General features: G+C 64.3%; 13 protein-coding genes. 7 read left to right on the top strand and 6 right to left on the bottom strand.

Annotated features, from left to right (window positions below):
• The first annotated feature begins 60 nt into the window (after positions 1 to 60).
• Positions 61 to 891: an HAD family hydrolase gene (locus AUR04nite_RS14690; RefSeq protein WP_141366460.1), complete on the top strand. Its 831-nt coding sequence runs from the start codon at positions 61 to 63 to the stop codon at positions 889 to 891.
• A gap of 7 nt (positions 892 to 898) precedes the next feature.
• Here AUR04nite_RS14690 and AUR04nite_RS14695 read toward each other — a convergent pair whose 3' ends face one another.
• A complete protein-coding gene (locus tag AUR04nite_RS14695) occupies positions 899 to 2,323 on the bottom strand; it encodes a DUF222 domain-containing protein (RefSeq protein WP_141366462.1) in 1,425 nt (474 codons plus the stop codon).
• A 74-nt stretch (positions 2,324 to 2,397) separates the two neighbouring features.
• The gene (locus tag AUR04nite_RS14700) at positions 2,398 to 3,000 is read right to left on the bottom strand and encodes a hypothetical protein (protein WP_141366464.1); all 603 of its coding nucleotides are present in this window, start codon (positions 2,998 to 3,000) and stop codon (positions 2,398 to 2,400) included.
• A gap of 91 nt (positions 3,001 to 3,091) precedes the next feature.
• On the opposite strand from AUR04nite_RS14700, the gene AUR04nite_RS14705 reads away from it, so the two are divergent.
• Positions 3,092 to 4,300, top strand: coding sequence for a serine/threonine-protein kinase (locus AUR04nite_RS14705; protein ID WP_170184227.1), 1,209 nt, complete (start codon positions 3,092 to 3,094; stop codon positions 4,298 to 4,300).
• A 13-nt stretch (positions 4,301 to 4,313) separates the two neighbouring features.
• Here AUR04nite_RS14705 and AUR04nite_RS14710 read toward each other — a convergent pair whose 3' ends face one another.
• The gene (locus AUR04nite_RS14710; protein ID WP_141366468.1) at positions 4,314 to 5,507 is read right to left on the bottom strand and encodes a hypothetical protein; all 1,194 of its coding nucleotides are present in this window, start codon (positions 5,505 to 5,507) and stop codon (positions 4,314 to 4,316) included.
• A 4-nt stretch (positions 5,508 to 5,511) separates the two neighbouring features.
• Positions 5,512 to 7,416 (bottom strand): vWA domain-containing protein, encoded by a 1,905-nt coding sequence (locus AUR04nite_RS14715; protein WP_141366470.1) that lies wholly within the window; start codon positions 7,414 to 7,416, stop codon positions 5,512 to 5,514.
• 86 nt (positions 7,417 to 7,502) lie between these two features.
• Between AUR04nite_RS14715 and AUR04nite_RS14720 the strand changes: the two genes are divergently transcribed.
• The gene (locus AUR04nite_RS14720; protein ID WP_141366472.1) at positions 7,503 to 7,925 is read left to right on the top strand and encodes a DNA-binding protein; all 423 of its coding nucleotides are present in this window, start codon (positions 7,503 to 7,505) and stop codon (positions 7,923 to 7,925) included.
• Here the strand turns inward: AUR04nite_RS14720 and yczE are convergent.
• On the bottom strand, positions 7,922 to 8,548 hold the full coding sequence (gene yczE, locus AUR04nite_RS14725) for a membrane protein YczE (protein ID WP_141366474.1): 627 nt from the start codon (positions 8,546 to 8,548) through the stop codon (positions 7,922 to 7,924). The genes AUR04nite_RS14720 and yczE overlap by 4 nt on opposite strands.
• 61 nt (positions 8,549 to 8,609) lie before the next feature.
• Between yczE and yczR the strand changes: the two genes are divergently transcribed.
• Positions 8,610 to 10,007 (top strand): MocR-like transcription factor YczR, encoded by a 1,398-nt coding sequence (yczR, locus tag AUR04nite_RS14730; protein ID WP_141366476.1) that lies wholly within the window; start codon positions 8,610 to 8,612, stop codon positions 10,005 to 10,007.
• Here yczR and AUR04nite_RS14735 read toward each other — a convergent pair.
• Positions 10,004 to 10,609, bottom strand: coding sequence for a pyroglutamyl-peptidase I family protein (locus AUR04nite_RS14735; RefSeq protein ID WP_170184228.1), 606 nt, complete (start codon positions 10,607 to 10,609; stop codon positions 10,004 to 10,006). The genes yczR and AUR04nite_RS14735 overlap by 4 nt on opposite strands.
• 46 nt (positions 10,610 to 10,655) lie before the next feature.
• On the opposite strand from AUR04nite_RS14735, the gene AUR04nite_RS14740 reads away from it, so the two are divergent.
• The 3 genes from AUR04nite_RS14740 (at position 10,656) to AUR04nite_RS14750 (ending at position 12,903) form a co-directional block, all read left to right on the top strand.
• Positions 10,656 to 11,843: a DNA recombination protein RmuC gene (locus tag AUR04nite_RS14740; protein WP_141366480.1), complete on the top strand. Its 1,188-nt coding sequence runs from the start codon at positions 10,656 to 10,658 to the stop codon at positions 11,841 to 11,843.
• Positions 11,844 to 12,005: 162 nt separating this feature from the next.
• Complete coding sequence (locus AUR04nite_RS14745) at positions 12,006 to 12,404, top strand: hypothetical protein (protein ID WP_141366482.1); 399 nt, start codon at positions 12,006 to 12,008, stop codon at positions 12,402 to 12,404.
• Positions 12,405 to 12,429: 25 nt separating this feature from the next.
• Positions 12,430 to 12,903: a hypothetical protein gene (locus tag AUR04nite_RS14750; RefSeq protein WP_141366484.1), complete on the top strand. Its 474-nt coding sequence runs from the start codon at positions 12,430 to 12,432 to the stop codon at positions 12,901 to 12,903.
• Positions 12,904 to 12,915: the final 12 nt, after the last annotated feature.

A 12,915-nucleotide genomic window follows, 5' to 3' on the forward strand; every position in this document is an offset into this window, starting at 1 on the left:
TCACCTGTCCTTGTGCTTTGTGTCATCGCTAAATTCAGCCGGTGATGGTTCACTGGAAACATGACTGTATTAACTAAGACCGGCAACGACGACCGGCTGACCAAGCGGAAACTGATGATCTGCCTCGACGTCGACGGCACCATCGTCGACCACCAGGGCGTGATGAGCCCGCGGGTGCGCGAAGCAGCCCGTGAAATCGTGTGGCGTGGGCACGAGGTGGTGATTTCCACCGGACGCTCCCTCGGCGCCGCCCTGCCCATCGTCCGGGAGCTGGGCATCGAGCACGGCTACGTCGTCGCCAGCAATGGCGGAGTGCTGGCCAAGGTGCAGGGTGATGACGTTCAGGTCATCCACCGCGAAGTGTTCGACCCGTCGCTTGCCCTGGCGGCGCTGTGGCGTTCGCTGCCGACCGCCAAATACGCCTTGGAGAATGAGCGCGGAGAATTCCTGTCCAGCGATGTCTTTACCGATGCCAGCTTCGGCGCCGAATCCCAGGTCGTAGATTTCGAAGAACTTGTCAACAGCAAGGCAGTGCGCGTGGTGGTCTTCTCCACCGATGCGACCGCGGAGGACTTTGGCAGAGCGGTTCAGGGGCTGGGGCTGTCTGGCGTGACCTACTCGGTTGGCTGGACCGCTTGGCTGGACATTGCCGCAGAGGGAACCACCAAGGCCAGCGGCCTGGAGCGCCTTCGCACGGTGCTGAAGTTCGACGCGGCGGACACGCTGGCCGTGGGCGATGGCCGCAACGACATCGAGATGCTGCAGTGGGCCGCCATGGGTGTTGCTATGGGCCAGGCTCCCGAGGAGGTCAAGGAAGTTGCCGACGCGGTGACCGAGGGTGTTGACGACGACGGCTTGGCGATAGTTCTTGAAGAATTGCTGAACCACTAAGTGGCTATTACCCAGGGTGCTGGACCAACCGGCGCCTGAATCCCTGGATCCATTTCGAGTCGCACATCAGCTGCGGGAATGGCTGGTGGACCAGCCCGGTGGCCGGGGGCGATTTCGACAGGTATCGCATGCCCATGTTGTTGATGATGATGCTGTGCGGATTATCCAGCGCCATATATTCGTCCCAGCCGGGAAGTTCCTTGGCTTTATTGCACAGCGAGCATTTGCCGTCGCCGTTGCCGGCGCTGGTTTCTCCGCCCAGATGGTGCTGGATGATATGGTCGGCCTCTTCCACCAGCCCGTTGCAAAACGGAGTGCGGCAGTAGCGGTCCCGCACGCGGAGGAATGCGCGCAGCTTTTCGGGAAACAGCCTGGCTTTTGAATCCATGGCCACGAGTTCGCTGTCGCCCGGGGCGGTGTAGAGCCGGACGATTTCCGTGACGGTATCCAGCTGTTCCAAGTAGTTCTCTTGGGTGCTGTTCCTGTAGCTGACTTCGCCGTCTATCGGCGGTCCGGCAATCATTTCCCTGATGATCTGCGAGGAAATATAGCCATATCCCTCCAGGAAGGCTGGCTCCTTGTCTCCAAGGAACAGGCTCCTGTCGGTCATGATCAGGTTGAGGCTCAAGGCCAGGGGAAGCTTTTTCCTGCTGCCAGAGACGAGATTGGCGACAAGCAGATCGGCCTCGATCTGGGACCTGGTGCGTGGATCTCCGTGCTGCTTGATGGTGAATGATGTGTGGCGCAGATGTTCGCGCAGGGCTACACCCTGGATAACTGGCAGGCAGCCGCTAAACCTGATGAGGTCCCCGTCGCGGTGGAAGCGGATGTGGCGTTTCTGGGCGGCGTCCTCTGCCTCGTGGCACTGGTCGTCTTCCAGGTACTGCAGGGTGAACTTGGTGACGGTGTCGCGGATCTGGCGGGTTCCCTGGGATTCGAACATGTCGGGGTTCTGCCGGAGGAAGTCGTCGAAGGCCGTGCGGTATTCGGCGTCGATCTTCTTCAGCGGGCTGAGGATCGCCTCGATCTGAGCTTCGGTATATTCGCCGCGTGAATAGCACTGGGCGAGATTTGGGGTGTCTTCAAAGAGGATGCGGTAACTGACGAGCTTGCCGCGATAGGTGGAAGGATCCTGCGACCGCGCCATGGCCACGGTGCTGGCGGCTCCGCGGGTCAGGTCGTCGATGTTGACGCCGCGTTCTTCGTGGTCGCGGAAGACTTCCTTTTCCAGCTGGTGGGCAAGAGCCGACTGGTGGTAGTGGTAGGCGGAGGTGACCGTTTCAAGTTCCTCGATGGCCCGGGCGCATTCGTCTTTCGTGCCATGGTATTCGATCCATGCCAGCCTGGTTTCCAACTCCTGCATCAGGTCCTTGACCTCCTGGTGCAGCGTCGGCGACGGTGAGCGATGCCTTTGCGCCCTTGCTTCGTGCATGTACTAATTATACTTTTATTGATCGAACATACATTCGAATATAGGGTAACGATTAGACCAAGGCCCAGATGGTCCTAGAGCTGGTCGGCGAGGTCCAAGAGGCGGGCAATGCCGGAGCGGGCGCCGAGCTCGTCGTTGTATCCGGAGCGGACGATGGCCGCGGAGACTGCCTGCGGGGTGATGCCCAGAATCTGGGCCACCGCCTTCTGCTGGCCGCGCACGCCCGGAGTCAACAGGTCGACCACGGCCCATTCCGAGTCGGTGCGGGTGCGGATGGACTGGCCGATCAGGCGCAGCAGGCCTTCGAGCTCCCCGTCCAGTTCGGTGTTGGCGGTGGAGACGCAGATGGGGACGCGTTCGCCACGGTGCTCGGCGGCATCTAGGGCTCCCTGGGCGCGGCGCAGGGCGCGGCCGTCGACCAGGTCGGCCTCGGCGGGAACCGGCTCGTAGAGGCTGCCCACGCCCAGGCCGATGTTGCAGAAGTTCAGCCGTGCGGTGCGCAGGATGGCGTCCACCGCGGCGTCGGCATCCGCAGGCACGCCCAGCAGCAGCTGGCCGGACAGCGCGGTGAACGGCGCGAGCGTGCACACCTGGTCGAGCTGCTCCCACAGCTGCTCGCTGGCGGCCGCGACGTCGGTGACGGACCGGGGCCGGGGGCTGAGCGCAACGACAAACATGACTTAAGTATTGCGTGTGGAGCTTCATTTGTCGCGGAAGATCGCGGGCATATTAGGCTTGAGGCGATTAAGTTTCATGCAAGGAGTTCTCATGGCTGAGGTCGTCGCCGGCCGGTTCGAGCTGATCGAGCACATCGCCCAGGGTGGTTCGGGGTCGGTGTGGCTGGCGCGCGACCTGCGCTCCGGCCAGCTGTGCGCTGCCAAGGTGATGCGCCAGAGCTACTCGGGGGAGCTGCTGCGCTTTGTGCGCGAGCAGGGCGTGAAATTCGACCACGAGCACCTGCTCACCCCTTATGGCTGGGCGGCGGTGGACGACCAGGTGGTGATCGCCAGTCAGCTGATGCGCGGCGGAAACCTGCACACCGCCATGGCCGACTACGGCGCATTTTCCGAAGAGCTCGCCGCCCAGATCCTGGTGCAGCTGCTCGACGGGCTGGCCCATGTGCATGCCTCGGGCTGGGTGCACCGGGACGTGAAGGCCGCCAATGTGCTGCTTGAGCCCACCGGGGCCGGGGTGCCGCACGTAAGGCTGGCGGATTTCGGGATCGCCGCCCACAAGGACGCCGCGCGGCTGACCGAACTGGGAATGACGGTGGGCACCGAGGGCTATCTGGCGCCGGAGCTGAAGCTGGGCGCGGAGCCGCATCCTGCGGGCGATCTCTACGCGCTGGGGGTGCTGGGAACCAGGATGTTGGGTGGTCCAGGATCGGGCGCGGTGGGCCGGGTAATTGCAGCGCTGCTGGACGAGGACCCCACGGTGCGGGTGCGGATGGCGGCGCAGGCGCCTGCGCTGCTGGAGGGTCTGCTAAATGCCGACGGCTACCTAGTGGCCAGCGGAGAGGAATTCGAAGTCTTCAACCACTTCGAGCCCGAAGAGGCCGAGTCGACGCGGAAGGTCGTCCAGGCGGTTCCCGAGACGATTGCCCCGGCAGTTGCCCCGGCGAAGGCAATGCATGTGATGCCGTGGGTTGCGGCGGGCGTGGCGGTGCTTCTGGGAGTGCTGGCGCTGTGGCTGGTCTTCGGGCAGCCCGCCGCGGAACCTGCCCCAGCGGCTCCGTCGGCCTCCGTGGCGGCCTCACCGACCCGGTCAGGAAGCTCAACTCCAGCTTCGCCGAGCCCCGCTAAAAGCTCGGAATCTTCAGTTTCGCCAAGCCCGCTGGACGTGGGCATCAGCTCGAATGCGAGCGCAGGAGAGAAGTGCACCCAGCTTGAAGAGGGGCTGCTGGTGACCGGTGCGCAGCACGCCAAGCTGGTCTGTGAACGCGAAGGCGCCGGGTACCAATGGCACCCGGCGCCCTAGCTGGCAGCCTGCCCTAGGCGGACTTGCGGCGGAGGATCCAGAGCGCGGCGAAGCCTGCCAGGGCCACCGCCGCGCCGCCGAGCAGCGCACCGAGCTGGGCGCTGGAGGGCAGCCAGGAATCCTTGCCGGCACCCTGGGCCGCGGCATCGGAGGCGAGCTGCGGCTCCCAGGCACCGTTGCCCGAGGCCTCGCCGGTCACCTGGACGGCGATCTCGTACTTCATCGGGTTCAGCCCGCGCGGATTATTGGCGCTGCCGGTGAGTGCGATGTAGTAGTAGCCGGGGTTGCGCAGTTCGCGGCTGGTGCCGGAGGCGTCGAACAGGTCGCGGGAGACCGCCGTGTCGGTGCTGCGGGTGATCGAGGCGCCGACGTCTTCGCGCTTGAGCTCGCTGCGCGGCTGCGAGGAGATCCCAGAGCCGAGGGTGGGGCTGAATTCCTGGGCCACCAGCTCGGTGGCGCTGGCATCGCGCGAATCGCCCATGGTCACCCGGTAGTTCAGCCGCTGGCCCTCGGAGAGGTGCACCTTGTAGTACTTGGTTTCAAGCGGCAGCAGCTGGTCGCTGGACACCGAGGTGCCTGCAAGCTCGGCGGCGGCCAGGAAGCTTGAGCCGCCGGTGGCGGGCGCGGCGGGCTGGTCCAGGTCGACATTGGCCGGAGGCAGCTTTTCAGGGGTGCTACCGGACAGCGTGGTGGCGTCCACTGCCGGCTCGGTCACCAGGTTCAGCTGCAGCGGGATCTCGTTGTCCGCCTGCCAGGCACCCGAACGCGCCACCTTGAGGAAGACCTCATGGTTGCCTCCGGAATAGCAGCCGGTGAAGCGGTCCGGGTTGTAGACGCCGGTGTCCAGGCTTGCCAGGGCGAAGCGGTACATGCCCGAGCGGTCCACCGTGGTGGAGCCGCCGAAGTCGCAGTTGTTGCCGTCGGCCCGCACCAGGTTCGCCTCGAAATTGACATAGCCGGTGCTGCTGGGCTCGATCATCGGGTCGATGAGCAGCTGCGCGGTGACGGCCTGGCGCTCGCCCTCGGCAGGGGTGGGCAGCTTGTAGTAGCGCACCGAGTCCCCCGGCATCTTGTCGGTGGAGCTGCCTGCGCCCAGCAGCGGCGCGGAGGCCAGGTCTTCGGCGCCGCCCACCTCCGGGCCGACGGGCGCGATGGCCGGCAGCACCGCTGCGCTGGCCGCGATCAATGCGATGAGAACTGTTTTCATGGTCCTAGTTCCTGGTGGTAGCGCGGTTCGAGTACAGGAAGGCGCCGACGCCCAGCAGCAGGCCGGTGCCTGCCAGGCCGCCGATGAACCACGGCCACAGCGGGCCGTCGGTGGGCGCGGCCGGCGCCTGGGCTACTGGGGTGGCGGTAAGTTCAGGACTTGCAGCTTCTGTCGGAGTTTCCTCAGCAGGCTGGTCAACCGGCGGCGCGGAGAAGATCGGTGCTTCGCCGGCAAAGGGCTGCTCGGCGCCGCTCACGTCGAAGGCCAGCTCATAGTCGAAGGGCACGCCGTTGTTCTTGTTGAAGGTCTGCGCGTGGACGACGACGTAGTAGTCGCCGGCCAGGTAGGAGTCCTTGCCGTAGGTTCCTTCGCGGTTGGACTGGCTCACCGCGGTGCGCATGTTCAAGGTGGCCACCTGGTCGTTGGAGACCTTGGAGATCGAGTTGCTGCCGATCATTGACACGTCGTTGCGCACCGAGGAGTAGACGCGGGTTCGCAGGCCGGCGACGGCGGAGTCCTCGCTGGCCTTGCCGGTGGTGCGCACATTGAGCTTCTGCCCGTTGCCGACGTGGATCTTGTAGTAGCGGGCCTCGTTGGACATCACCGAGTCCGAGTAGCTCTTCTCCGATTCAACCTGCAGGGCGTCGTTGAAGCTGGAGCCGCCGAGCACGGGCTGCGGGGCTGCGGTGACCTTGACCGACTGGGGCGCATCTTCCTTGGCGGCCTGGGCGCCGAGCAGGGTGGCGTCGACGGCAGGTTCAAGCACGTAGAGCAGCTCCACGTCCATCGGCTGGTCCTTCTGCAGCTCGCCGATGCGCATCACCTTGGCGTAGAGCTCCCCGGTGCCGTCGGCGAAGCAGCCGACGGTGGTGTCTTCGCGGTAGTCCGGGCTCAGTGCGTAGGCGCTGACCGGACGCCCCAGGCTGGAGTTGTCGCTGGTGTCGCTGGTGCCGGTGGAGCATTCGCGGCCCTGGCCGTTGACCAGCTCGACGCGGCTCTGGACAACTTCCTGGAGCCTAACCTCGGAGTGATCCGACTGGTCCGGGATGATCGTGGCGGAGAAGTGCACGCGCTCGCCGGGCTTGATGGGGCCGACCTTGTAGTACTTGGTGGTGCCGTCCTTGGAGGTGAAGGCCTGGGACTCGCCCTTTTCCAGGGTGTCGAGGTACTGGCCAGGGGCCATGGCCGGTGCGCGGTGCATCTGCTCGGCCCCGGCGATCGGGGCGCCGGAGGCCTGGTAGCCAGCGAAGGCGCGCAGCGTGCGCACCGTGAGCTGCTCGGTCAGCGAGTCGGCGTCGTCGGCGGTGACATAGCTGCCGCCGGTGGCCTTGGCGATGCATTCAAGTTCGCCCTTGGCCTTCTTGTTCACCTTGAAGCCGATGGTGTGCACCGTCAGGTCGATGCCCTGGGCGGCGAGGTCCTTGGCGGCCTCGCAGGCGGGCGGCTGGGAGCAGTTCTCCTCGCCGTCGGAAACCAGGATGATGGACTTGGCGCCCTTGACTTTCTCCAGATCCTTGGCCGCGTGCAGCAGGGAAGCGCCGATGGGGGTCTCGCCCACCGCCTTGAGCTCGTCGATCTTCGAGTTCAGCGCCGACTTGTCCACGGGTCCGGGCTGCTGCACGGTGGTGATGTCATCGCACTTCTTCGGTGTGGTGGAGCCGTAGACCACCAGTCCCATGGTGGCGTCGTCCGGCGCGTTGTTGATCAGGTGCTTGGTGGCCTTCTTGGCCGCGTCGATGCGGCTGGTGCCCTGGGGGTCTGCGTCCTTTTCAAGCATCGAGCTGGAGTAGTCCATGACCAGCATGACCGGTTCGAGCTCGGTGGGCGCTTCATCGGCGGCGGCCGGAAGCCCCGGGATGAGCAGGGCGAAGGCGGCCAGCAGGGCCAGGAGTTTGGATAGGCGGCGCACGGGTCGGTCCTTCCATAGCGAGTGTTTGCAATAGCAAATATAACCGATGGATTTGCGATTGCAAATATACGTGCAAAAATATTTCCATGGAAGAGACACTGGCGCAGCAGCGGGCAATGTACGGCTCCACCCTGGCTGAACGCTTCGGCGCCATGATGGAGCACTACGACCTCTCGCAGCGTTCGCTGGCCTCGGTGCTCGGCATCAGCGCGCCCATGCTCTCCCAGCTGATCAGCGGGCGGCGCATCAAGATCGGCAACCCCGCCGTGTACGGGCGCCTGCTGATGCTCGAAGGCCGGGTGCAAGAGCCGGATCTGCAGCAGGTGCTTGAGCAGGTGAGCCAGGCAGATCCCGTGACGGCGACGCATTCGGTATCGGGCCCGCGGTCGGCCGCGGTGGACTATCTGCGGCAGCTGGCCGACGCGCGGCAGCTGCGCGAAGCGGGGCGCCAAGCAGGGGAATCTGCCCCGGCGCTGGCGGCCCTGCTGCTGGAAGCCGCGGGGGACTAGGGCAGGCGCACGATCGTGAATCGGAAGAACAGCTGGGTGGCGGGTCCGATCAGCAGCGCGTAGGCCACGGTGCCTACGCCCACCGGTCCGCCCAGCAGCCAGCCGATGCCAAGCACCGAAAGTTCAAGGACCGTGCGCACCAGGCGGATGGAGAGGCCCGTGCGCAGGTGCAGCCCTGTCATCAGCCCGTCGCGCGGGCCGGCGCCGAAGTGGCTGCCGATGTACATCGCACCACCCAGCCCATTGATGATGATGGCGGCCGCGAACACCAGAATCTGCCAGCCAAGGCCCTGCACCTCGGGCAGGATCCAGAGGAAGAAGTCCAGCGCCACGCCAAGGTAGAGCGCATTGGCGATGGTGCCGATACCCGGCCACTGTTTGAGCGGAATCCATGCCAGCAGGACCACTGCAGCGGTGAGGATGACGATGACACCCAGGGAGAGCGGCAGATAGTTGGCCAGTCCCAGGTGGAAGACATCCCAGGGGTCCACGCCCAGCTGCGCGCGGATGATCAGCGCCATGGCCAGCGCGTAGAGCGTGAGGCCGATGAAGAGGTTGAGCAGGCGCAGCGGCACCCGGCCGGAGCTCAGCTGTTGGCGCGGGGTGAAGTTGGTGATCGTCATGCTAAAAATTCTCGACTAGATTGGACCTTGAAAAAATAGCCAATTTCCAGGGAGTGGCATCATGGGGCGCATCACCGCCATTGCGCTGGCCGGCATGCTCGGCGAGATCGACCAGCGCCAGCCGGCCTACCGCTGGCTTTTCTCGACGCTGCGCTCGCTGATTGCCAACGGCCGCATCCTGCACGGCACAGCCCTGCCCAGCGAACGCGACGTGGTCGCTGCCTTGAACCTGAGCCGCACCACCGTCTCCCGCGCCTACGCAGAACTGCGCGAGGCCGGCTACGCGGTCTCCCGGCAGGGCTCGGGAACCATCGCCCAGATTCCCGGAGGACCCGTTGCCGGAGGGGCCGAACCGCTGCCGCTGGGCGGATTCGGCCCGGTTCCCGGCAGCACCGTCATCGACCTGACCTGCGCCGCACCCAATGCACCTGCAGGCATGATGGACCAGTACGCGCAGGCGGTGGCAGAGCTGCCGGCCTACGCGGCGACCATGGGCTACTACCCGCTGGGCATCGAGCCGCTGCGCCAGGCGCTCGCCGACTACTACACCCAGCGCGGCCTGCCCACCGGTGCGGACCAGATTATCGTCACCACCGGGGCGCTGCCGGGGGTCGCCGCCGCCGGGCGCGCGGTGCTGGGCCGCGGGCAGGTGGTGCTCGCCGAATCTCCCACCTACCCGAACTCGCTGCTGGCGCTCAAGGCCCATGGCGCCCGGGCCGTGGGCGTGCCCATTGGCGCGGAAGGCTCGGACATCGCCCAGATTTCACAGATGCTGCACACCACCGGGGCCAAGGCCATGCTCTGCCTGCCGGACTTCCACAATCCGGTGGGAACGCTGCTGGACGATGCCGGCCGCAAAGCCTGGGCGCAGCAGCTGGATCGAGCCGGTGCGGTGGGAATCGTGGATGAAACCTGCGTGGATCTCTGGCTGGATGAGCGCCCGCAGGTGCTGCCCATGGCCGCCTATTCAAAGAACCTGGTCACCGTGGGCAGCGCCAGCAAATCGCACTGGGGCGGGCTGCGCCTAGGCTGGATCCGCACCCCGCGCCACCTGGCAGGCGCCATGGCCCGGGCCAGGATGAGCATGGATTTGGGGGTGCCGGTCCTCGAGCAGCTGGTGCTGAAAAACCTGTTGAATTCCGGCGCCGCGCTCAGTGATGAAACCAGGGCCGCGCTGCGCGGCAACCGCGACTGGATGCGCGGACAGCTGGCGCAGCACCTGCCGGACTGGGAGCCCAACCACCCTGCCGGCGGGCTGAGCCTGTGGTGCCACCTGCCGACCGGGCGCTCCACCGCGCTGGCGCAAAAGCTGACATCGGTGATCCTCGCACCCGGGTCCACCTTCGCGGTGGACGGGCACGGGCTGGAGCACTATGTGCGCCTCCCCTTTGCCCAGAGCCGGGCAGAGCTGGAGGCGGCGCTGCCGGCGATCGTCCAGGCCTGGAAGCAGGTGGCCTAGAGGCCTGCCAGGGCAGTTTTGAGGGCATCGGCCAGCTGATCGAAGCTCCAGCTGGACTGCGTAGTCGACCCGTCGGTTTCCGCGCCGACCAATGCCTGTGCTCCTTCCGGACGCACCGCGGGGACGTGGATGAACAGCGCGGGGACGCCGCTGCCGTAGGCGGTGAAGGCAATATGGTTGCAGACGAACCTGCCCGCGTCATCGGACACCGCGGCGTTGAAGCCCTGACGGATCAGGGTTTGGACCACGGCGTTCGGGTCGATGGTGGCGGGCCGTACATCCGGGGCGGCTGGGTCGATGGGGGAGTTGCGGGGCTGGTCGCTGTCGTTGTCGGGGATGCGGGCGTCGTCCATGTTGACGCCCTGGGATTCAGGGGTGATCGCATCGCGTCCGCCGGCTTCGCCGAGGCAGATGACAGCCTCCGGCCGGTGTTCGGTAATCAGCTGTTCCAGGGTGGGTCCTGAGCTGGCGAAGGCGACCGGCAGGATCGCGGTGGTGATCTGGTGCGCGCCGATGGACGAGGGCAGCCGGTGGACCACTTCGCCGCTGGCGTTGATGCTGTCATTGCCGAAGGGCTCGAAGCCTGTCACCAGAATACGCATGAGCCCATTATGCCCAACTGTCGGTGTGCAGCGGTAGGTTGATCCCATGGTTATTGCTGTGTTTGTACTGGTGGTCATCAATATTCTCGCAACGGCATGTATTGCTTTGCTACTGGTGCGGCGCACCGGAGGCGATGCTGTCAGCGAAGCTGTGCGCTCAACCCATGGAGAGCTGCGCCAAGACCTCGGCGCGCAGCGCGGGGAGCTGCGGCAGAACCTTGCGGAGATCCGTGCCGAGATCGACGCAAAGCTCGGGTCCATGGCGGAGGCGAATGCACGGCGTCACCTGCAGCTGCAGACGCTGATGCAAGAGCAGATGGACAAGCTGCGTGCCGGCAACGAGGCCAAGCTGGACCAGATGCGCCAGACAGTGGACGAGAAGCTGCAGGGCACGCTGGAGAAGCGCCTGGGCGAAAGCTTCGAGCTGGTGAGCAAGCGCCTTGAAATGGTGCAGCAGGGGCTGGGCGAAATGCAGTCGCTGGCCCAGGACGTGGGCGGCCTCAAGCGCGTGCTGACCAATGTGAAGAGCCGCGGCACCTGGGGCGAGGTCCAGCTGGAGCGGCAGCTGGAAGACATCCTCACCAAAGACCAGTACGCGCAGAATGTCAGCATTGTTCCCGGCAGCCGCGAGCTGGTGGAATTCGCCGTCATCCTCCCCGGGCGCGAGGACGGCGTGGTCTACCTGCCGATCGACTCGAAGCTGCCGCAGGAGGACTACGAGCGGCTGCTCGATGCCCAGGAATCGGGTGACCCGGCGGCGCTGGAGCAGGCAAGCAGGGGGCTGGACCGTGCGATCATCGAGCAGGCCAAGCTGATCTCCAAGTACATCGCAGCTCCGCACAGCACCGATTTCGCCATCATGTACCTGCCTACCGAGGGGTTGTTTGCAGAGGTGGTCCGCCGTCCGGGGCTGGCCAGCCGGCTGCAGAGCGAACACCGGGTGTTGGTTACCGGGCCGACGACGTTGATGAGCCTGCTCAACTCCCTGCAGATGGGGTTCAGGACCCTGGCCATCGAAAAGCGCAGCAGCGAGGTGTGGCAGGTGCTGGCGGCAGCCAAGGAGGAGTTCAGGAAGTACGGGGATGTCTGGGACAAGCTGGGCAAGCAGCTCTCCGCGGCGCAGAATACCGTGCAGGCCGCTGGGACCAGGACCCGTGCGGTGGAGCGGACTTTGCGCGATGTACAGTCGCTGAACGTTGAGACGCAGCTGCCCGGGATCCTGCCGGAGATCTGAGGAAAACGCTTTTAAGGAAAGTTCAAGAGAAACAGGGGCCGGCACTGCCTCAGAGGCTATGGGTTGGCAATTGCCTATCTGGACGTGGTAAACACTGCAACTGGTAGCTACCTGAACTTGGATACAGATTTGCCGAACCTGATCTGCAGAGAGTGAAGTTTATTGTTTTCTCTATTTGGCAAGAAGAACGATGATGGACTGCGCGGTCCGAGTATCGAAGCCCTTCGGGCTGGCCATCGGGTGTTCTACGGTGAGTATTCTGAAGGGCCGGCGCGCGGCACACGCGTCCTTGCCACTGTCGAATCATCACGGAGAACAACCAAACGTCTCGTTGAGGCTAATGCTGGTCAGGTCATGTTTCCTAAGGACCTGGACGTTCTAGTGTTGTTCAGATCAGTGGGGCCAGGCTCGTATACGCTCTTTCCCGATGATGCAGAGGCTTGGGACCTTCATTCTCTGGGTCCGTGGGAGGGTGATGAATGGCTTAGCGTTCAGCCGATCCGCTGGTTCAGCCATCAAGAGTCAAAAATTCAAGAAAAGGATTTTGACAACTTTTTCTGACGGGGTAGGAGCCTAAGCGTCAACCATGAAGGCAACAAAATTTTCCTCGGGAGAAATAGTTTCTATCGGAAGCGGCGCGATGAACGAAGACGGATTGCCGGTGGCACACCCAAATTTCCTGAAGCACTTCACAGCAGATATCTATGAAGATGTAGCCAACGACCTTGCCCCATTTGGCTCGGATGAGGGCTATGACATGATTTTCTCGGCAGCAGAGTGCAGAAGGGAAGTATCGGCTCAGACCACTGTCGAGGAACTTTTAGATGTTGCTGATGCTCCTCTTAATATCGATTGGGACGAAGCCTTTGATGAGGACGACGCCTCATTCGATGCCGCTTTGGTCGTCTCTGCTGCCTTTGCCTTGATTCGGCTTACTGGACGCATTGATAAACCCGGGTTGGACAAGGCTCTTTTGGCATTGGATGTCCTTATTGAAGACTTTGGTGAAGAGCCTGAACTTTTGCAGCAGAAGGCTGATCTAGAGTCATGGGAGTCGTAGTTTTTCGAGCCG

Source organism: Glutamicibacter uratoxydans (assembly GCF_006539925.1).
In the GTDB taxonomy this organism is placed as follows: Bacteria; Actinomycetota; Actinomycetes; order Actinomycetales; family Micrococcaceae; genus Glutamicibacter; species Glutamicibacter uratoxydans.